The 19,355-nt window shown below is 45.6% G+C and carries 14 protein-coding genes, 14 tRNA genes and 3 rRNA genes; 27 read left to right on the top strand and 4 right to left on the bottom strand.

The genetic code is table 11. From position 1 onward, the window contains the following. Nucleotides 1-45: 45 nt before the first annotated feature. Nucleotides 46-1,341, bottom strand: a complete 1,296-nt coding sequence (locus tag ACZ5Q7_RS07300; RefSeq protein WP_343752490.1) for a glutamate-1-semialdehyde 2,1-aminomutase — start codon at nucleotides 1,339-1,341, stop codon at nucleotides 46-48. A 181-nt stretch (nucleotides 1,342-1,522) separates the two neighbouring features. Here ACZ5Q7_RS07300 and ACZ5Q7_RS07305 point away from each other — a divergent pair, with 181 nt between their 5' ends. The 5 genes from ACZ5Q7_RS07305 (at nucleotide 1,523) to perR (ending at nucleotide 4,736) form a co-directional block, all read left to right on the top strand. Further along, entirely contained in the window at nucleotides 1,523-1,966 is a 444-nt protein-coding gene (locus ACZ5Q7_RS07305; RefSeq protein ID WP_464432682.1) for a potassium channel family protein, read from the top strand. A 32-nt stretch (nucleotides 1,967-1,998) separates the two neighbouring features. Further along, nucleotides 1,999-2,466, top strand: a complete 468-nt coding sequence (gene bcp, locus ACZ5Q7_RS07310; protein ID WP_343752487.1) for a thioredoxin-dependent thiol peroxidase — start codon at nucleotides 1,999-2,001, stop codon at nucleotides 2,464-2,466. A gap of 127 nt (nucleotides 2,467-2,593) precedes the next feature. Next, nucleotides 2,594-3,544 (top strand): D-2-hydroxyacid dehydrogenase, encoded by a 951-nt coding sequence (locus tag ACZ5Q7_RS07315; RefSeq protein ID WP_343752486.1) that lies wholly within the window; start codon nucleotides 2,594-2,596, stop codon nucleotides 3,542-3,544. A 2-nt stretch (nucleotides 3,545-3,546) separates the two neighbouring features. Next, on the top strand, nucleotides 3,547-4,107 hold the full coding sequence (locus ACZ5Q7_RS07320; RefSeq protein WP_343752485.1) for a cob(I)yrinic acid a,c-diamide adenosyltransferase: 561 nt from the start codon (nucleotides 3,547-3,549) through the stop codon (nucleotides 4,105-4,107). A gap of 179 nt (nucleotides 4,108-4,286) precedes the next feature. Further along, nucleotides 4,287-4,736 carry a peroxide-responsive transcriptional repressor PerR gene (perR, locus tag ACZ5Q7_RS07325; protein ID WP_425542369.1) on the top strand — a complete coding sequence of 150 codons (450 nt, stop codon included), beginning with the start codon at nucleotides 4,287-4,289 and terminating at the stop codon, nucleotides 4,734-4,736. A 113-nt stretch (nucleotides 4,737-4,849) separates the two neighbouring features. Here the strand turns inward: perR and ACZ5Q7_RS07330 are convergent, their stop codons facing one another. After that, the gene (locus tag ACZ5Q7_RS07330; protein ID WP_343752483.1) at nucleotides 4,850-5,236 is read right to left on the bottom strand and encodes a DUF2614 family zinc ribbon-containing protein; all 387 of its coding nucleotides are present in this window, start codon (nucleotides 5,234-5,236) and stop codon (nucleotides 4,850-4,852) included. A 129-nt stretch (nucleotides 5,237-5,365) separates the two neighbouring features. Here ACZ5Q7_RS07330 and ACZ5Q7_RS07335 point away from each other — a divergent pair, with 129 nt between their 5' ends. From ACZ5Q7_RS07335 to ACZ5Q7_RS07430, 20 genes are all read left to right on the top strand, one after another. Beyond that, the gene (locus tag ACZ5Q7_RS07335; protein ID WP_343752482.1) at nucleotides 5,366-6,232 is read left to right on the top strand and encodes a nucleotidyltransferase-like protein; all 867 of its coding nucleotides are present in this window, start codon (nucleotides 5,366-5,368) and stop codon (nucleotides 6,230-6,232) included. A gap of 516 nt (nucleotides 6,233-6,748) precedes the next feature. Then, nucleotides 6,749-8,317: ribosomal RNA gene (locus ACZ5Q7_RS07340) — 16S ribosomal RNA — on the top strand. Between the two features lie 149 nt (nucleotides 8,318-8,466). Then, nucleotides 8,467-11,391: ribosomal RNA gene (locus ACZ5Q7_RS07345) — 23S ribosomal RNA — on the top strand. Nucleotides 11,392-11,547: 156 nt separating this feature from the next. Then, nucleotides 11,548-11,663, top strand: a 5S ribosomal RNA gene (gene rrf / locus ACZ5Q7_RS07350). The 16S, 23S and 5S rRNA genes sit together here with 14 tRNA genes alongside, the layout of an rRNA operon. Before the next feature lie 17 nt (nucleotides 11,664-11,680). Beyond that, nucleotides 11,681-11,755 (top strand) — tRNA-Asn (locus ACZ5Q7_RS07355). A 1-nt stretch (nucleotide 11,756) separates the two neighbouring features. Beyond that, nucleotides 11,757-11,848: transfer RNA gene (locus tag ACZ5Q7_RS07360), tRNA-Ser, on the top strand. A gap of 15 nt (nucleotides 11,849-11,863) precedes the next feature. Continuing rightward, a tRNA-Glu gene (locus tag ACZ5Q7_RS07365) sits at nucleotides 11,864-11,935 on the top strand. A gap of 63 nt (nucleotides 11,936-11,998) precedes the next feature. Next, nucleotides 11,999-12,074: transfer RNA gene (locus ACZ5Q7_RS07370), tRNA-Val, on the top strand. A gap of 12 nt (nucleotides 12,075-12,086) precedes the next feature. Then, nucleotides 12,087-12,163, top strand: a tRNA-Met gene (locus tag ACZ5Q7_RS07375). A gap of 14 nt (nucleotides 12,164-12,177) precedes the next feature. Then, nucleotides 12,178-12,254: transfer RNA gene (locus tag ACZ5Q7_RS07380), tRNA-Asp, on the top strand. Between the two features lie 36 nt (nucleotides 12,255-12,290). Next, nucleotides 12,291-12,363, top strand: a tRNA-Phe gene (locus ACZ5Q7_RS07385). A gap of 16 nt (nucleotides 12,364-12,379) precedes the next feature. Continuing rightward, nucleotides 12,380-12,465 (top strand) — tRNA-Tyr (locus tag ACZ5Q7_RS07390). A 10-nt stretch (nucleotides 12,466-12,475) separates the two neighbouring features. Further along, nucleotides 12,476-12,549: transfer RNA gene (locus ACZ5Q7_RS07395), tRNA-Trp, on the top strand. A 14-nt stretch (nucleotides 12,550-12,563) separates the two neighbouring features. Next, nucleotides 12,564-12,636 (top strand) — tRNA-His (locus ACZ5Q7_RS07400). Between the two features lie 17 nt (nucleotides 12,637-12,653). Next, nucleotides 12,654-12,728, top strand: a tRNA-Gln gene (locus ACZ5Q7_RS07405). Nucleotides 12,729-12,734: 6 nt separating this feature from the next. Then, nucleotides 12,735-12,809: transfer RNA gene (locus tag ACZ5Q7_RS07410), tRNA-Gly, on the top strand. A 22-nt stretch (nucleotides 12,810-12,831) separates the two neighbouring features. Beyond that, nucleotides 12,832-12,905 (top strand) — tRNA-Cys (locus tag ACZ5Q7_RS07415). A gap of 15 nt (nucleotides 12,906-12,920) precedes the next feature. Continuing rightward, a tRNA-Leu gene (locus ACZ5Q7_RS07420) sits at nucleotides 12,921-13,002 on the top strand. 127 nt (nucleotides 13,003-13,129) lie between these two features. Beyond that, nucleotides 13,130-13,333, top strand: coding sequence for a phosphatase PAP2 family protein (locus tag ACZ5Q7_RS07425; protein ID WP_425542364.1), 204 nt, complete (start codon nucleotides 13,130-13,132; stop codon nucleotides 13,331-13,333). 17 nt (nucleotides 13,334-13,350) lie between these two features. Continuing rightward, on the top strand, nucleotides 13,351-14,562 hold the full coding sequence (locus ACZ5Q7_RS07430; protein ID WP_343752401.1) for a DUF4317 domain-containing protein: 1,212 nt from the start codon (nucleotides 13,351-13,353) through the stop codon (nucleotides 14,560-14,562). A 262-nt stretch (nucleotides 14,563-14,824) separates the two neighbouring features. On the opposite strand, the gene ACZ5Q7_RS07435 is transcribed toward ACZ5Q7_RS07430, so the two are convergent. Then, on the bottom strand, nucleotides 14,825-15,667 hold the full coding sequence (locus ACZ5Q7_RS07435) for an aldo/keto reductase (protein WP_343752400.1): 843 nt from the start codon (nucleotides 15,665-15,667) through the stop codon (nucleotides 14,825-14,827). 77 nt (nucleotides 15,668-15,744) lie between these two features. After that, a complete protein-coding gene (locus ACZ5Q7_RS07440) occupies nucleotides 15,745-16,617 on the bottom strand; it encodes a LysR family transcriptional regulator (protein WP_343752399.1) in 873 nt (290 codons plus the stop codon). A 250-nt stretch (nucleotides 16,618-16,867) separates the two neighbouring features. On the opposite strand from ACZ5Q7_RS07440, the gene hpaI reads away from it, so the two are divergent. Both hpaI and hpaE read left to right on the top strand, forming a co-directional pair. Continuing rightward, the gene (gene hpaI, locus ACZ5Q7_RS07445) at nucleotides 16,868-17,800 is read left to right on the top strand and encodes a 2,4-dihydroxyhept-2-ene-1,7-dioic acid aldolase (RefSeq protein WP_343752398.1); all 933 of its coding nucleotides are present in this window, start codon (nucleotides 16,868-16,870) and stop codon (nucleotides 17,798-17,800) included. Nucleotides 17,801-17,832: 32 nt separating this feature from the next. After that, a complete protein-coding gene (gene hpaE / locus ACZ5Q7_RS07450) occupies nucleotides 17,833-19,347 on the top strand; it encodes a 5-carboxymethyl-2-hydroxymuconate semialdehyde dehydrogenase (RefSeq protein WP_343752397.1) in 1,515 nt (504 codons plus the stop codon). Nucleotides 19,348-19,355 lie beyond the last annotated feature (8 nt).

Below are 19,355 nucleotides of genomic sequence, written 5' to 3' on the forward strand. Positions count from 1 at the left end.
ATCAGTTCGGATTTTTCTTGTTGTAACGCATTGACGATGTTACGTTTATCTTTTTGCCATGGCCCTGAATGCTTTCCCAGCTGCTTCAATCGTCTGATCAATATCGCTTTCGGTATGTTCGGTCGTAAGAAACCACGCCTCAAATTTAGAAGGAGCCAGATTGATCCCCTGCTCCAGCATTAGATGGAAAAATTGTGAAAAGGCTTCACCGTTACTGGCGTCAGCCTGTTCGTAATTTTCAACCGTTTCATCACCGAAATAAACGGTCAACGCTCCACATTTCCTATTTATGGAAACAGGAATCTTTGACTCGGATGCTTTATCCAATAGACCGTTTTCCAAGCGCTCACCAAGCCGATCAAGTTCGTCGTAAACGCCATCTTCCTGGAGTACTTCCAGACAGGCGATACCAGCCGCAATGGATGCAGGATTCCCGGACATGGTTCCTGCTTGATAGGCTGCACCGAGCGGGGCGACGTGCTCCATGATGTCCGCCCGACCACCATAAGCACCAATCGGCAGCCCGCCGCCAATAATTTTACCCATTGCTGTCATGTCCGGCTCGACGCCGTATAGCTGCTGTGCGTTGCCATAAGTGAAGCGGAAGGACGTAATGACTTCATCGTAAATAACTAAAGACCCGGCATCATGCGCTACCGTGTTGATCCCTTCCAGGAATCCTTCTTTTGGCTCCACGATGCCAAAGTTGCCGACAAGTGGTTCAACGAGGACGGCAGCAATCTGGTCGCCCCAGTGCTCCATCGCCTGTTTGAACGATGCCAAGTCGTTGAATGGAATGGTGATGACATTTTCAGCAACTGTCTCAGGAATGCCCGCAGAGTCTGGTGTTCCCAGCGTCGCCGGCCCGGAACCAGCTTCCACCAGAACGGAGTCAAAATGACCGTGATAGCATCCGGAAAATTTAATGACCTTATCCCTTCCTGTATAAGCACGAGCGACCCGAACCGTTGTCATGACAGCTTCTGTGCCGGAATTGACAAACCGAATTTTTTCCAGGGACGGGATGGCCTCTTTCAACATTTTAGCAAACGTGTTTTCCAGTTTCGTCGGTGTCCCGTACAGAACACCGTTATATGCTGCGTGACTGATGGCCTCAGCAATATGCGGGTGAGCGTGTCCAGTAATGATAGGTCCGTACGCACCCAAAAAATCAATATACTTATTGCCATCAACATCCCAAAAATAAGCCCCTTTTCCTTGTTTCATGTAAACCGGTGTGCCGCCTCCAACACCTTTGTAAGCCCGTGATGGGGAGTTTACACCGCCGACAATATGGTCTTTGGCTTCATTGTGCAGCTTTTTTGATGTAGTAAAATTCATTGAAAATGCCTCCTCCTACATGACTTCCCCTCGCATGCATCAAATGGTTGGAAAAGTCATGCTATCTGTCTAACCACTCCACTATATCAAACATAAGAAACAAGTGGCATCATACGCAATTTGAAATTGGAAGCAATTTAAAATGTGTTTAAGCATAGAATATGGACAGGCGGGGGATATTATGGATATTATTTCGTGGATTATGATGATAGCCGTTATTATAATTATTGCAGGCAGTATAGGTGCCTTTATTCACAGTGGAAAGCTCCGCAATATGCGTGACAGCCGCTTTTCAGCAGAGGTTTTTTATACGCTTCTCATTATTTACTTGATTGTCATTGTCGGTTTTGCGCTCATTTATTTTGTGTTATCGATGAATCATGTTTTGTTAGTTGAGAACGGAGAGTTGAGGGAAGTCAGTGTCATCGGATCCCTCGTTCATTCCGTTTATTTCAGTGGAGTCACGCTTCTGACAATCGGGTATGGTGACATTGCGCCGGTTGGTATTGGACGTTTGATCGCACTGATACAGGCATTAATCGGCTATATTTTACCAGCGGCGTTCGTTTTAAAATTAGTGCAGTCTAATCATAAAGATGGAGACAGGCATTCGGATATGCTATAATAAAAAAACAGAGTCTTTTGAGGAGGGTTAGAATGAGTACAGAGGTAGGCAAACAAGCACCGGATTTCACACTTCCAGATCAAAATGGAAATAAAGTAAGTTTATCTGACTTCAGAGGAAAACATGTTGTCCTCTATTTTTACCCGAAAGACATGACCCCGGGTTGTACGAATGAAGCCTGTGACTTCCGAGATGCTGAGGAGTCGTTCAGTGAACTGGATGCGGTTATCATCGGTGTAAGCCCGGATGCGGAAGAAAGCCATCAAAAATTCATCGATAAGCATGATTTGCCGTTCACACTGCTGGCGGATGAAGATCATCAAGCAGCAAAGGCTTACGACGTGTGGAAGTTGAAGGAGAACTTTGGCAATGAATTTCACGGCATGGAACGGTCCACGTTTATTATTGATAAGGAAGGCCAATTACAAAAAGAATTCCGTGATGTGAAAGTGGACGGCCATGTTGACGAAGCTCTCAACTTTTTGCGTGAAAACAGCTGAATTAAAAAAGGCAGTCCAGCAGGGGCTGTCTTTTTTATTCAGAGGGTAATAAAGGGTTATGTATGAATGGCGTTCTTAGCCAAAACCATTTACGATAGACATAGTTGCAAGGCAGAGGAGGATCCTGATGGTTATTTTGTCATCGGCAAAAATTTCGGAAAAGCATCGGATGAGACTTCGCGAGCATTACCCGGATGAAACATTTATTTTTTGCACAAATATGGATGAAGCGAAACCAAATATAGACCGAGCAGACATTTTAGTAACCTACGGAGAAGATGTGACAGCTGAGTTAATTGATGAGGCTGCACAGCTGCAATGGATAATGGTGCTCTCGGCGGGAATAGAAGCCATGCCGCTTGCCGCGATCCAGGAGCGGGGGATCTTTGTAACGAATGCAAGCGGGATCCATGGAGTGCCTATGGCTGAATATGCTATGTCCATGTTGCTGCAGGTCCTCCGCCAGCAAGAACAGATAATGGCGAATGAATCTGTACATAAGTGGGACCGGTCCGTACGAATGGATGAATTGGCCGGAAAGACACTTGTCATTGCAGGCACAGGAGCGATCGGGCAGGAGGTGGCCCGTCTGGCTCAAGCATTTCGTATGTCGGTCTATGGTGTATCAAGAAGCGGCCGGGATGTGGATTATTTTGACCGAAATGTCACGAATGACCAACTTGGAGATTTGTTGTCCACTGCGGATGTTGTCGTTTCCGTTTTGCCCAGCACCCCGGAGACACAAGGTTTTTTTACATATGAACAGTTCCAACGAATGCCGGATCATGTCATCTTTTTGAACATGGGACGAGGGGATGCTGTTCCTGAAGAAGATATGTTGAAAGCACTTCAGGAAAGTGAAATTGCCCATGCCGTTCTGGACGTGTTTGACCAGGAACCATTGCCGGAGGACCACTCATTCTGGGAAATGGATAATGTGACGGTTACACCCCATATATCTGGTGTCTCACCGCATTATCAAAAGCGAGCTCTGGCCATATTTGAAGAAAATCTGCAACGGTATCGGGAAAAACAGCAGAACTTTGTAAACATGATTGATGTCAATAGGGGGTATTAATGATGCGCATTTATACTAAAAAGGGTGATAAAGGGCAGACGTCGCTTATTTCAGGCAAACGTGTCGCGAAAAATGATCTTCGCGTGGAAGCATATGGAACGTGTGATGAAGCTAATTCCATGATCGGTCTGGCAATCAGTTTTCTTTCGGATGAAAATCGGTTGGAGAAGGAAGCCTTTTTGAATAAAATGCACCGGGTTCAGACCATTTTGTTTCATGTCGGTGCTGAATTGGCGACACCGGATGATAAAGACGTAACATGGGAATTGAAGAACGATCATATTCAGGAGTTGGAGGACCAGATGGATGCATGGGATGAAGAGCTGACGCCATTGCGCAACTTCATCCTCCCGTCCGGACATAGAGCGTCGAGCGCGTTGCATACAGCAAGAACCATTATACGACGAGCAGAACGTCAAGTTATCACATTAAATGAACAGGAGAACGTCAATCCATTGGTCGTGACTTATTTAAATCGATTGTCTGACTTTTTGTTTGTTGCCGCCCGCTATATCAATCGAATCCAGAATGTTGACGAAATACCTTTGAAAGCTGATTTGTAGACATTGCAAGGCGTAGTTATTCCTTTATGATGAATACTCATTTTTCGTGGGTTAATATTATCGTCACATTTATAATATACGTATATTGACAGAACAGTGCTTATACAGGTACACTTTAATTATAAGAATTATAATATAAGAATATTATCAAACGCCGAATATATGGGAAAGTGGGGTGCATGACGGTGTCTGACGAAAGATTACAGGAAGCCATTAATACACTTAAGGAATCTGGCGTGCGTATAACACCACAACGTCATGCGGTTCTTGAATACCTTCTTCATTCAACGATTCATCCAACAGCTGATGATATTTATAAAGCCCTTGAAAGTAAATTTCCGAACATGAGTGTCGCTACTGTTTACAATAACTTGCGCGTACTTCGGGAAACGGGGCTTGTCCGAGAGTTGACATATGGTGATTCATCAAGCCGTTATGACTACAATTCAAGCGAGCATTATCATATTATCTGTGAAACGTGCGGAAAAATCGTGGATTTTCATTATCCGACCTTGGATGAAGTGGAGTCTCTCGCGGAGAAGATGACCGGATTTAATGTTACGCACCATCGAATGGAAATTTACGGTAAATGTGAAAACTGTCAACATGCTACTACAGCGAAACAGTAATCATGCAAAAAATCCAGCCTTTTTAAGCAGGGCTGGATTTTTTCTTCAGGGTCAGCAATATTTTGTTATGTTCAAAGTTGCCTGAGCGAATCCTATTTTCCTTATTCACGTTGTTACTCCTCGTTGTCGGCTTTTGCTTGTCTACGAAACTTTCGGTTGTTGTATCGTTCATCAAATATTTTTCCTTCCAAATCTTTATCAAGGGTTAGCGGTTGTTTGCAATGCATGCACGCATCAACACGACCGAGCATTTTTGTTCGCTTCTCACAGCTCGGACATACAATGGGAACAGCCCTGGTGGATAGCATGCCGATCCACAAATAAATCACGCAACTTAATAAAATGAACATAAGTCCCAGCAAAAATAATGCGAGCATCAGCCATTCGATTTTTTTAGCCAGGATCCCTCCATACATAACAGCAAATCCGACAAAAATCAGAATAAGAGCAAATGAGCGGATTTTGTTTATTTTACTGGTATAAGCCAGTTTGCCAGCCATTGCTATGACCTCCTTAACGTCCTTCATAAGGTAGTATAGCATATTTTAAAGGATTTTTTGATCCGGAAAAAAGGATTTTACATCATCATAACGAAATAGACAGTATTCACGTTTATGGAGGATCAAGCAATGGAAAAGTTATTCAAACCGATATACGAAGAATACGTAAACCATGTCGATACATTAGGGGTTATTTTAATAGAAAAAACAAAACCGTACAGTCCGATTACCGCTAATTTTGATGTTATCATACTTGTTATTGTCAAAACGCCGGATAAAGACTGGCATGAAAGACATTATGAATGGCATGATAAGATAGCGGCCACGTTTACTATTTCAGAACTTTCACTGAATAAATGGATTGATACAAACATCAACCGTAAAGTAATTGAATGGATTTTTGCTGGCACGGTAGTGTTCGATCGGGATGATCATATAAAAGCATTAAAAAATCGACTAAGATGTTTTCCATATGAAAAGAGAGATTTACGTAAAACAATGGAGTTTGGTAAGTTGTTAAGAAGCTTCAATGAGGGCAAAGATCTTTATGCATCTGAACAATATAAGGATGCTTTCATTAGAATGGTGCACACTCTACACTATTTAGCAAGACTTGCCGTGGTGGAAAACGGATACTATCCGGAAGTGACGTTGTGGAATCAGGTGAAACGGATCGATCCGGAAATATATAAATTGTATGACGAGTTGATGGAAAGCGATGAATCGATTGCGAAGCGTATACAGTTGATGATCCTGGCTTCCGATGTGGCGATCAGTAAAAGAGCAACGGTTTCCGCGAAGCATCTTTTGGATATCATTAATGAAAAAAATGATGCATGGGCTTATGATGAACTTAAGACTCATCCGGAAATCGCTCCGTACGCCATGAATTTGACCGCAATATTGTCTTATCTAACGAAAAAGAATATATTAAAAACAGAAAAAGGGAAAACAAAGGTTGCCGATGTATACAAGCGAAAATATCGGATAACGTGAAGATATGAATGATTGGAAACGTATGTGATCCGAGCATAAATGGCAACTGTATATTGTATTGAATGGCCACTTTTCGCTATACCGTGCTTGCGATAAAAAAGTTATTGACGCATGATTTTACGCATGGTATATTAAATCTTGTCGCAAAAATTCCTTTTGAATTGAACCGACAAAAATTCATTTAAAATTATCCCTTGTTTAATTGAGGGAGCCATGTTATATTAGTGAGCGTCGCTTTAAAGGCGATGCACACTTCTTTCCGAAAAAAGTACAAAAAAGTTATTGACTTTAATCTTGGAAGATGGTACACTTCCTTAGTCGCCATTTGAGAGGCGGCAGGAAATAAACATTCGTTGCTCCTTGAAAACTGAACAAAACAGCCAGTATGACAGATGGATGTCATAGGCAGGAAGTCGGAATGCTGATGTGTATATCAGCTGGATGGCTTACCCCTTGAAATCCACAAAATAAGCGAAGCCAATGAACGGCTGATCGGTGTCAGTCGTATTCCAAACTTTTTTGGAGAGTTTGATCTTGGCTCAGGACGAACGCTGGCGGCGTGCCTAATACATGCAAGTCGAGCGCGGGAAGCAGACAATCGCCCTTCGGGGCGTGCGTCTGTGGAACGAGCGGCGGACGGGTGAGTAACACGTGGGCAACCTGCCCGAAAGACCGGGATAACTTGCGGAAACGTGAGCTAATACCGGATAATGCCTTTCCCCGCATGGGGGAGGGCTGAAAGACGGCCTTTGTGCTGTCACTTACGGATGGGCCCGCGGCGCATTAGTTAGTTGGTGAGGTAAGAGCTCACCAAGGCGACGATGCGTAGCCGACCTGAGAGGGTGATCGGCCACACTGGGACTGAGACACGGCCCAGACTCCTACGGGAGGCAGCAGTAGGGAATCTTCCGCAATGGACGAAAGTCTGACGGAGCAACGCCGCGTGAGTGATGAAGGTCTTCGGATCGTAAAACTCTGTTGTCAGGGAAGAACAGGCGTGGTTCGAACAGGGCCATGGTTTGACGGTACCTGACCAGAAAGCCCCGGCAAACTACGTGCCAGCAGCCGCGGTAATACGTAGGGGGCGAGCGTTGTCCGGAATTATTGGGCGTAAAGGGCGCGCAGGCGGTCTTTTAAGTCTGATGTGACATCTCGCGGCTCAACCGCGAGCGGTCATTGGAAACTGGGAGACTTGAGTACAGAAGAGGAGAGTGGAATTCCACGTGTAGCGGTGAAATGCGTAGAGATGTGGAGGAACACCAGTGGCGAAGGCGACTCTCTGGTCTGTTACTGACGCTGAGGCGCGAAAGCGTGGGTAGCGAACAGGATTAGATACCCTGGTAGTCCACGCCGTAAACGTTGAGTGCTAGGTGTTAGGGGGTTTCCGCCCCTTTGTGCTGAAGTTAACGCATTAAGCACTCCGCCTGGGGAGTACGGCCGCAAGGCTGAAACTCAAAAGAATTGACGGGGGCCCGCACAAGCGGTGGAGCATGTGGTTTAATTCGAAGCAACGCGAAGAACCTTACCAGGTCTTGACATCCTCTGACAGCGGCAGAGATGCCGTGTTCCCTTCGGGGACAGAGTGACAGGTGGTGCATGGTTGTCGTCAGCTCGTGTCGTGAGATGTTGGGTTAAGTCCCGTAACGAGCGCAACCCTTAATCTTAGTTGCCAGCATTAAGTTGGGCACTCTAAGGTGACTGCCGGTGACAAACCGGAGGAAGGCGGGGATGACGTCAAATCATCATGCCCCTTATGACCTGGGCTACACACGTGCTACAATGGATGGAACAAAGGGACGCGAAGCGGCGACGTGATAGCCAATCCCACAAAACCATTCCCAGTTCGGATTGCAGGCTGCAACTCGCCTGTATGAAGCCGGAATCGCTAGTAATCGCGGATCAGAATGCCGCGGTGAATACGTTCCCGGGCCTTGTACACACCGCCCGTCACACCACGAGAGTTGGCAACACCCGAAGTCGGTGAGGCAACCATTTTGGAGCCAGCCGCCGAAGGTGGGGCCAATGATTGGGGTGAAGTCGTAACAAGGTAGCCGTATCGGAAGGTGCGGCTGGATCACCTCCTTTCTAAGGACGAATGAGAAAACGGATGTCATACATGGCTGTTTGGTTCAGTTTTGAGGGAGCAACCCTCATGAATCAGCCACCTTTGGTGGTTGTTGCACCTTGAAAACGGAATAAGAGCCATCCATTTCAATGATTAATAATGAAACGATGGTTAAGTGACCAAGGGCGCACGGTGGATGCCTTGGCACCGGGAGCCGATGAAGGACGGGACCAACACCGATATGCCCTGGGGAGTCGTAAGCAGACGTTGATCCGGGGATTTCCGAATGGGGGAACCCGCTGTCCGTAATGGGACAGCATGCGTATCTGAATTCATAGGATGCGCACGGCACACCCGGGGAACTGAAACATCTCAGTACCCGGAGGAAAAGAAAGCAAACGCGATTTCCCGAGTAGCGGCGAGCGAAACGGAACCAGCCCAAACCGGAAAGATAGCTTTCCGGGGTTGATAGGACACTCCATGGGAGTCATCAAGAAATGACTTAGACGAAACGGTCTGGAATGACCGGCCGGAGAAGGTAAGAGCCCTGTAGTCGACAAGCCATTTCCTCCGGAGTGGATCCTGAGTACGGCGGAACACGAGAAATTCCGTCGGAATCTGGGAGGACCATCTCCCAAGGCTAAATACTCCCCGGTGACCGATAGTGAACCAGTACCGTGAGGGAAAGGTGAAAAGCACCCCGGAAGGGGAGTGAAAAAGACCCTGAAACCGTGTGCCTACAAGTAGTCGGAGCCCGTTAATGGGTGACGGCGTACCTTTTGTAGAATGGACCGGCGAGTTGCGTTCGTATGCAAGGTTAAGTGGCCAACACGGAGCCGTAGCGAAAGCGAGTCTGAAGCAGGGCGCATAAGTATACGGGCGCAGACCCGAAACCGTGTGATCTACCCATGTCCAGGGTGAAGGTCAGGTAACACTGACAGGAGGCCCGAACCCACGTATGTTGAAAAATGCGGGGATGAGGTGTGGGTAGAGGTGAAATGCCAATCGAACACGGAGATAGCTGGTTCTCTCCGAAATAGCTTTAGGGCTAGCCTCAAGGCATGCGTTCCGGAGGTAGAGCACTGATTGAACGAGGGGCCCTCATCGGGTTACCGAATTCAGTCAAACTCCGAATGCCGGCAACGTAACACCTTGGGAGTCAGACCATGGGTGATAAGGTTCATGGTCGAGAGGGAAACAGCCCAGACCGCCAGCTAAGGTCCCCAAGTATACGTTAAGTGGAAAAGGATGTGGCGTTGCCCGGACAACCAGTATGTTGGCTTAGAAGCAGCCATCATTTAAAGAGTGCGTAATAGCTCACTGGTCGAGTGACGCTGCGCCGATAATGTAGCGGGGCTAAACGTATCACCGAAGCTGCGGATTGTTCATGCGAACAATGGTAGGAGAGCGTTCCGGGTGCTGCGAAGTCGGACCGTGAGGACCGGTGGAGCGTCTGGAAGTGAGAATGCCGGTATGAGTAGCGAAAAAAGAGTGAGAATCTCTTTCACCGAATGCCTAAGGGTTCCTGAGGAAGGTTCGTCCGCTCAGGGTAAGTCGGGACCTAAGCCGAGGCCGAAAGGCGTAGGCGATGGCTAACAGGTCGATAATCCTGTACCACCTCGTGAGCGTTGGAACGATGGGGGGACGCAGAAGGATACGGAAAGCGCACCGATGGATGTGTGCGTCCAAGCAGCAAGGGTGTTGGGCAGGCAAATCCGCTCAACGCATCCTGAGCTGTGACGGGGAGGGAAATCAAGTACCGAAGTTCCGGATTTCACACTGCCGAGAAAAGCCTCTAGTGAGTTCACAGGTGCCCGTACCGCAAACCGACACAGGTAGGCACGGAGAGTATCCGAAGGTGTTCGGGAGACCTCTCGTTAAGGAACTCGGCAAAATGACCCCGTAACCTCGGGAGAAGGGGTGCTCACTTACGTGAGCCGCAGTGACCAGGCCCAAGCGACTGTTTACCAAAAACACAGGTCTCTGCAAAGCCGAAAGGCGATGTATAGGGACTGACACCTGCCCGGTGCTGGAAGGTTAAGGGGATGCGTTAGCGCGCTCGGCGCGCGAAGCGTTGAACCGAAGCCCCAGTAAACGGCGGCCGTAACTATAACGGTCCTAAGGTAGCGAAATTCCTTGTCGGGTAAGTTCCGACCCGCACGAAAGGTGCAACGACTTGGGCACTGTCTCAACGAGAGACCCGGTGAAATTATACTATGCGTGAAGATGCGCATTACCCGCGACAGGACGGAAAGACCCCGTGGAGCTTTACTGCATCTTGATATTGAATGTTGGTGCAGCTTGTACAGGATAGGTGGGAGCCGTCGAAGCGTGAGCGCCAGCTTACGTGGAGGCATCCGTGGGATACCACCCCGGCTGTACGAACATTCTAACCCAGGGCCGTGATCCGGTCCGGAGACAGTGTCAGGCAGGCAGTTTGACTGGGGCGGTCGCCTCCCAAAAGGTAACGGAGGCGCCCAAAGGTTCCCTCCGAATGGTTGGAAATCATTCACAGCGTGCAAAGGCATAAGGGAGCTTGACTGCGAGACTGACACGTCGAGCAGGGACGAAAGTCGGGCTTAGTGATCCGGTGGTTCCGCATGGAAGGGCCATCGCTCAACGGATAAAAGCTACCCCGGGGATAACAGGCTTATCTCCCCCAAGAGTTCACATCGACGGGGAGGTTTGGCACCTCGATGTCGGCTCATCGCATCCTGGGGCTGTAGTCGGTCCCAAGGGTTGGGCTGTTCGCCCATTAAAGCGGTACGCGAGCTGGGTTCAGAACGTCGTGAGACAGTTCGGTCCCTATCCGTCGTGGGCGCTGGAAGTTTGAGAGGCGCTGTCCTTAGTACGAGAGGACCGGGATGGACACACCGCTGGTGCACCAGTTGTTCCGCCAGGAGCACGGCTGGGTGGCTACGTGTGGTCAGGATAAGTGCTGAAAGCATCTAAGCATGAAGCCCCCCTCAAGATGAAACTTCCCATCACGTTCAGTGAGTAAGATCCCTCCAAGACGAGGAGGTAGATAGGTCCGGGGTGGAAGCGTGGCAACACGTGAAGCTGACGGATACTAATCGATCGAGGACTTAACCACACATTTCACATTGGAATGGCCTAATGTTCTTATTCCGTTTTCAGGGTGCAATTGAAAAAAACCCTTGCATTTTTCGACGATAACGGCTATAATGATCCTTGGCCTTGATAAATATCGGGTTTGGGCATCCATTATCGTTGATTGTCACAACTTAGGTCTGGCGGTATTAGCGGAGAGGACACACCTGTTCCCATGCCGAACACAGCCGTTAAGCTCTCCAGCGCCGATGGTAGTTGGGGCTTTGCCCCCGCGAGAGTAGGACGCCGCCAGGCGATACCATTTGGATTATTCCACAGTAGCTCAGCGGTAGAGCTATCGGCTGTTAACCGATCGGTCGCAGGTTCGAATCCTGCCTGTGGAGCCATGGAGAGCTGTCCGAGTGGTTGAAGGAGCACGATTGGAAATCGTGTAGGCCGTTATCACGGTCTCGAGGGTTCGAATCCCTCGCTCTCCGCCATTACAATTTAATTATGGCCCGTTGGTCAAGTGGTTAAGACACCGCCCTTTCACGGCGGTAACACGGGTTCGAATCCCGTACGGGTCATCTTTCACTTAAATGTTTTAGATGAAGGCATAAGTCTTGTAACATTTGCACTTATCGTGCATCGGAGGATTAGCTCAGCTGGGAGAGCACTTGCCTTACAAGCAAGGGGTCGCAGGTTCGAGACCTGCATCCTCCACCATAGTTCATACATCGCGGGGTGGAGCAGTCTGGAAGCTCGTCGGGCTCATAACCCGAAGGTCGCAAGTTCAAATCTTGCCCCCGCAACCAAAGTTATTCAAACTGGTCCGGTAGTTCAGTTGGTTAGAATGCCTGCCTGTCACGCAGGAGGTCGCGGGTTCGAGTCCCGTCCGGACCGCCATTTAAATAATTATTATTACATAAAATTGTTGTTTGCGGCTCGATAGCTCAGTCGGTAGAGCAACGGACTGAAAATCCGTGTGTCGGCGGTTCGATTCCGTCTCGAGCCACCTTCTTAATCAGTATGGAGGGGTAGCGAAGTTGGCCAAACGCGGCGGACTGTAAATCCGCTCCCTCAGGGTTCGGGGGTTCGAGTCCCTCCCCCTCCACCATATATTTAATAGGGGTATAGTTTAATGGCAAAACGAAGGTCTCCAAAACCTTTGATGCGGGTTCGACTCCTGCTACCCCTGCCATAATATACATTATGGCGGTCGTGGCGAAGTGGTTAACGCACCGGATTGTGGCTCCGGCATTCGTGGGTTCGATCCCCACCGGTCGCCCCTTCACTTTATAATATTGGGCTATAGCCAAGCGGTAAGGCATCGGGTTTTGATCCCGTGATTCGCTGGTTCGAATCCAGCTAGCCCAGCCATTATATGCGGAAGTAGTTCAGTGGTAGAACACCACCTTGCCAAGGTGGGGGTCGCGGGTTCGAATCCCGTCTTCCGCTCCATTTTTTCTTTTATTTCCCTTTTGGCGGTATAGCCAAGTGGTAAGGCAGAGGTCTGCAAAACCTCTATCACCGGTTCGAATCCGGTTACCGCCTCCATGAATTGACCCATATGCCGGTGTGGCGGAATTGGCAGACGCGCACGACTCAAAATCGTGTTCCTACGGGAGTGTGGGTTCGAGCCCCACCACCGGTATCGATATAAAGGCTTACTGACGGTATTTAGGCGACTAGATACCGTCTTTTTTACGTTCAATTATGGGTAGACGTCAGGAGGCTAGTCGTTTAACCACCCGCGCTTCCCACGAAGGAAGTGCTTTTTTATGGGGATAAACCGACGGGAACACCAACTAAACCCGCGAAAAACAGAAAAGCAATTCAGATTGTACGTGGGGCATCATTATCCAACAGACGTCATAGCTGGAATTATTGTTGGAATTGTATCGACTTATCTTTGTCCAGGAGTATATAATAGAATTTCACATAACAAACATCAGCGTACTTCTGCAATATATATTGATCACTAGCTTAGGAGTGAACACTATTGAACAAAAATGATATCGCACACTTTCGAAAACAATTCAAAGTGAATAATGACTTATTAAAAATTAGCGAAATATTTAATGTGTACATTATGAAAGAATCGAGTGACATTTATCACCAGGAAAGTTCATCATTTGATTTGCTGGAAGATGAACAGAAAGAGTTATTTTTAGACAACTTTAAAAAAGTACTATCAGGCCAGTTGGATCAAAAGTTATTTGAATTGAAGTTCCAAAGCGATGTGGAAAATAACAGTCAGCTCATTCTCCACCACGGTCTCTTAAGTAATGATACGGAAGAATGGAAGCGTCATATGCTTCAACTGGTCGAGAAAATGCTGAAAGACAAGCAATATGAAATGGATGTTGTTGTAACCTTTATACGAGGGGAATATATGAAACCAATGAAACGAAATGAAGAGGCGGAAGAAAATGAGCGCGACACGGTTTATTCCCATCCCTTTATTTTATGTAGCATGAATAAAACACAAGATCCGAAAAAGGAATTACTGTTTGATTATGTTGAAAAGGAGTTCAAATATAATGTCGTCGTAGATCCCATTATTAACCTGAAGGCTCCTATATCAGGATTTCTATTTCCCAGTTTTACGGATAATGCTACGGATGTTAATCACGTACTTTATTCGGCAGGGAAAGCGAATGAACCGAATTATCATTTCATAGAAGACGTCTTAAATGCGGAAGAGGTCGTAACTGCCGAAGAGGATAAGCTTGTTTTTGAGGAAGTTGTCAAAAAGGTAGCGGGTGACCAAATTAATACATCAACACTTTCAAATGTCTATGAAGAGATTCATCGGGCTGTGGAAGAAAATGAAGAGGAAGATGATGTAGCGAAATTAGACTACAAAGATGTAGAAAATGTTTTAAAAGTGAGTGGCGTAGAAGATGTCAATACAGAAAAAGTGGAGTCAGCATTTAAAACAGTGATTGATGATGAGTCGTATGAGTTAAAAGCAAGTAACATTGTCCCAAAATATTCTTCCAAGTCGATTAAAATAAAGACAAAAGTAGCGGATATCTCCATTGGTCCGCAAGACTTAAGCTATGTACGTCAAGTTGAATGGAATGGGAAACGCTGTTTAATGATTGAAGTGGAAGAAAACACGGTGATTGAGGGTTTCGAAATGATTCCGGAAGCTTTATTCCAGAAAGCCAATGAGAACGAAGAAGAAGATGGGACCGATAATAAATAATTAAAGCCTTTTGAGGTAATATGCCCACCTTTTTAGGTGAGCATATTACAATGAAACAGGTTCTACTAAACACTTGCCCTGAGTTAAGAACGATTCCGGCGGTGTCGTTCTTTACCGCCTTTCATATCATTTAATTCTTCTTTGCTTTTATTTTTTTTCTTCTTGCCTTTATCAGTACTCATCTTATTCCTCCTTTACTCATAGTCTGGCTTAAATGCCGAATATCATGTAAAGGTGGAACAGTTTGTTTGAATCCATTGGCTTAAAACTCTTCGTACACAGCTGGATTTTGGTCATTCATGCGGCCATCTTCACGTGTCAATTTGTCCAATGCCGTCATATCAACATCATCCAACACAAAGTCAAAAATAGCGATGTTTTCCAATTGCCGGCTGATTGATGCTGATTTCGGGATGGCAACAGCACCATGCTGAAAGTGCCAGCGCAAAATAATTTGTGAAGCGGACTTGCTGTGTTTGGCCGCAATATCGTTAATGGTTTTGTTATTAAATATGTTATTCGTCCGGGCTAAAGGACTCCATGATTCTGTTACAACACCATGTTGTTCATGCCATGTCCTCTGTTCTCTTTGATTAAAGAAAGGGTGTAATTCAACTTGATTGATACTTGGCAGCACGCCTGTTTCCTTTTCAAGCCGTTCAAGATGCTCCGGAAGAAAATTGCAAACACCAATGGAGCGGATCAATCCCCATTTTTTTGCATCAATCAAAGCTTGCCACGCCTCCACGTACTGATCTTGTATTGGGTTGGGCCAGTGAATTAAGTATAAATCATAATAATCAAGGTTTGCTCGATAGAGTGATTCCTGAATCGTCTTGATTGCTTGATCGTAAGTGTGATAACGACCAGGAAGCTTTGATGTAATGCGTAATTCCTCACGAGGTATAGATGTCCGCTGAAGCGCCGCACCTACTGTTCCCTCATTTTCATAATTGTAGGCTGAATCAATTAAACGGTATCCATGATTGATGGCGCTTGCGACGGCAGCCGCACCATCATTGCCTCTCAATCTGAAGGTGCCGAACCCAATCGAAGGTATTTGAAAGCCATCATGCAAGGTGATTTCTGGTATTACTTTAGACAATATACCACTCCTTATAAGGTTTGTTGGAAAATTCCCTATCCCGAAGTTCGTTAAACATTAGAAAATGGAATTCGAAATTAAAATAGGTCAATAAAGCTTCTGACACTTTTTGAAATATAGCGATCTTTTAACCAAATGATGGAGGACTTAGAAATGATCGTTGTATCCTTAATTTGTAACTTTCTTATGTTGTCCTGATGTCGTTCCTTAATAGCGGACTCCGGAATAATGGTTGCACCAATTGCCTCATGGACCAGTCCTAAAATCATATCAACATCAGGACATTCACCAACAATATTTGGTTCTAGTCCTTTATTTTCAAATTGGTTCATAATGACTTCGTATTGCCCTACACCAGTAATTCGATGAAGGAGTAAAAGTGGTAAACCGGCCAGTTCATTCAATGAAATCTCATTTTCGTAATTACCTAAATGCCAAGACTCGGGAGCAATAACGACGTAATCTTCATCAGATAAATCGTGCGATGAAAACGATTTCATTTCTAACGGATGTCGCACAACAGCAAGATCGATCTCTCGATTATGAAGCAATTCCGTAAGCCGGGACGTATCTCCTTCCCGTAAATCGATATTAACTTCCGGGAACTGACTCCGAAATTCTTTTATGGGGTGAACTACTTTTGAAAAACAAGATTTTACACAGCCAATGGAAAGTTTTCCTTTAAAGCCTTTGCCTGTTTCTTTTACTTCCATTGCCGTTTCATCCAAAAAATGAAATATATTTTCCGCCTTTTCATAAAGAACCATCCCAGCCTTTGTCAATTCCATTTGTCGCCCATTTCGTTCAAGAAGTGTAACCCCCAATTCATCTTCCAATGATTTTAACGTTTGGCTGAGCGGTGGTTGTGCCATATGGAGCTTCTTTGCTGCACGGGTAATTTGACCTTCATTTGCAATGGTATAAAAATAATTCAATTGACGTATATCCATGGATGACACCTCATTGTATATGAAAAATATATAAAATAATATCATCAGATATTTATAACATTATATAAAACATCTTTTATTTTTTCAATGTTCACATGCAAAGACGAACATATGATACTAAAAATCAAAACATTATGTATACTTTTTTTATATGTTAGAATAATATTTTAGATATTTTTAATATATTTTCTAATGTGGTATTATTAACTCAGAAATAAAAATTCTAATTATTTCAAAGGAGGCAAATCGAATGGAGAATATTGACGCTGTGAAACAACGTATTCGGGGAGCTTCTGTTGTTCCTGTTATTACACCTTTTCATGAAAGCGGATCCATCGACTTTGATGCATTGAAAAATATGATAGATTGGCAAATTAAAAGCGGTAGTCATGCTATATCCGTTACAGGGACAAGTGGTGAACCGAGCTCTTTAACCACCGAAGAACGGGTGCAGGTTATGGAAACAGCGATAAAAGCAATCGACGGCAGAGTTCCATTTTTACCGGGCACAGGTTCCACTAACCACGATGAAACAATGTATTTAACGAAAAAAGCTTATGAAATTGGAGCAGATGCGGCACTCGTTATCGTTCCATATTACAATAAACCAAACCAAGAAGCCTTGTTTAAACATTATAAAACGGTTGCGGATTCAGTAGACCTTCCGATTATCGTTTATAATATTCCGGGTAGAACTGCGGTGAACTTGCACGTGGATACGCTGGCTAAATTAAGTCAGGAATGCCCGAACATTATTGGTGTTAAAGAGTCCAATAAAGACTTTGAACATGTCAACCGTGTATTGCTCAAATGCGGTCGGGACTTCCTGCTGTACTCTGGTATCGAACTGTTATGCTATCCAATGTTAGCTATTGGTGGGGCGGGGTCGATTAGTGCAACCGCTAACGTTGCCCCGACAAAAGTTGCCGAAATGCATAATGCATGGAATGAAGGCGATATCAAACGAGCGCAAGACTTGCACTATGATTTGATGCCATTAAATGATGTCCTGTTCAAGGATACAAATCCGGCACCGGCCAAGGCAGCGTTGGGCATGTTAGGAAAGATCAACCCGACATTGAGAATGCCGATGGATGTTCCGCCAAAAGAAGTACAAGACGAGATCAAGAGTGTACTGGACAGCTATGGTTCCGAACTAAAAGATGCCGCCGCAAACAAATAAACGAATTACCTGATTAAGGAGTGAATGTGCACATGACACAACAACCAGTCAAACAAAAACTACCTGAAAACGTGGATATTAAGGATATCAAACTTTATATCAATGGTTCATTTGTGGATGCGGAATCGAAAAAACAATTTGAAAACGTCAGTCCTTACTCGAATGAAAAAATTAACCAGGTAGCTGAAGGTGACAAATCGGATATTGACAAAGCAGCGGCAGCCGCTGATGCAGCATTTAAAGGTGAATGGGGCAAGATGAAAGTGGCTGATCGGCTGGAGTATATCAAAAAAATTGCTGATGTTATTGATGAAAATATCGAGGATATTGCTCCGTTGGAATCTTATGATACAGGATTGCCGATTAGTCAAACGAAAAAAATGGTTGCCCGGGCCGCCCGGAACTTTCGCTTTTATGCAGAAATGGTCGCAAGTCGTTTGAACGGGGAAGCCTATCAAGTGGATGACCAATTTATTAACTATACGATTCATAAACCGATTGGTGTCGCAGGTTTAATCACACCATGGAATGCTCCATTTATGTTGGAAACATGGAAACTTGCTCCAGCACTGGCAACTGGAAATACCGTTGTATTAAAGCCGGCGGAATGGTCTCCGCTAACAGCTAATAGATTAGCAGAATTAATCGACTCAGCCGGGCTTCCGGACGGTGTATTCAATGTTGTTCATGGCTTTGGCGAAACGGCCGGAGCGTCTCTGGTATCCAATGAAGATGTCAAACTGATTTCGTTCACTGGTGAAACAGCCACTGGTTCCGAAATTACCAAAAACGGAGCAGACACATTAAAACGGTATTCCATGGAGCTGGGCGGTAAATCCCCGATAATCGTTTTTGACGATGCAAACTTTGAACGTGCATTGGACGCTTGCACATGGGGGATATTCTCATTCAATGGGGAACGTTGCACGGCCAACTCGCGCTTGTTCCTGCATGAGTCCATTTACGAGGATTTTGTATCAGCGTTGAAGGAACGTATTGAAAATATTGTGGTTGGAGACCCAATGGATGAAACAACACAGGTTGGACCGCTAATTTCAACAACACATTATCAGAATGTTAAACGTTATTTGGAAATCGCTGAAGAAGAAGGAGCGGAAGTCGTGAGTGGAAACGTTCCCGAAAGCATGAAAAGTGGCAACTTTATTCCACCAACCATGATTTTGAATGCAACAAATGATAAAACTGTTGCTCAGGAAGAAATATTTGGACCGATTTTAACGGTAATGACATTTAAAGATGAAGATGAAGTGATCGAGTTGGCTAATGATATTGACTATGGCTTGGCAGGTTATGTATGGACACAGGATATTCAGCGTGGTCATCGGGTTGCTCAGGGGGTTGACGCCGGAATGCTTTGGATTAATTCCCAAAACGTCCGTGACTTGCGTGTTCCATTTGGAGGCTCCAAATCAAGTGGTATTGGCCGAGAAGGCGGGCATTATGCATTTGATTTTTATACAGAAGCACAAGTTGTTCATGTGGCGCTGACTGATCATCATATACCCCAATTCGGCAAGAAACAATAATGAAGAAC

The sequence above is a fragment of the Lentibacillus halophilus genome (assembly GCF_055395055.1).

Bases quoted from the DNA above. Each gene is read 5' to 3' on its own strand.
- ACZ5Q7_RS07425 (WP_425542364.1), top strand. From the start codon at position 13,130: ATGGGGATAAACCGACGGGAACACCAACTAAACCCGCGAAAAACAGAA.
- perR (WP_425542369.1), top strand. From the start codon at position 4,287: ATGACGGTGTCTGACGAAAGATTACAGGAAGCCATTAATACACTTAAG.
- ACZ5Q7_RS07315 (WP_343752486.1), top strand. From the start codon at position 2,594: ATGGTTATTTTGTCATCGGCAAAAATTTCGGAAAAGCATCGGATGAGA.
- hpaE (WP_343752397.1), top strand. From the start codon at position 17,833: ATGACACAACAACCAGTCAAACAAAAACTACCTGAAAACGTGGATATT.
- ACZ5Q7_RS07440 (WP_343752399.1), bottom strand. From the start codon at position 16,617: ATGGATATACGTCAATTGAATTATTTTTATACCATTGCAAATGAAGGT.
- ACZ5Q7_RS07320 (WP_343752485.1), top strand. From the start codon at position 3,547: ATGCGCATTTATACTAAAAAGGGTGATAAAGGGCAGACGTCGCTTATT.
- hpaI (WP_343752398.1), top strand. From the start codon at position 16,868: ATGGAGAATATTGACGCTGTGAAACAACGTATTCGGGGAGCTTCTGTT.
- ACZ5Q7_RS07335 (WP_343752482.1), top strand. From the start codon at position 5,366: ATGGAAAAGTTATTCAAACCGATATACGAAGAATACGTAAACCATGTC.
- ACZ5Q7_RS07300 (WP_343752490.1), bottom strand. From the start codon at position 1,341: ATGAATTTTACTACATCAAAAAAGCTGCACAATGAAGCCAAAGACCAT.
- ACZ5Q7_RS07305 (WP_464432682.1), top strand. From the start codon at position 1,523: ATGGATATTATTTCGTGGATTATGATGATAGCCGTTATTATAATTATT.
- bcp (WP_343752487.1), top strand. From the start codon at position 1,999: ATGAGTACAGAGGTAGGCAAACAAGCACCGGATTTCACACTTCCAGAT.
- ACZ5Q7_RS07330 (WP_343752483.1), bottom strand. From the start codon at position 5,236: ATGGCTGGCAAACTGGCTTATACCAGTAAAATAAACAAAATCCGCTCA.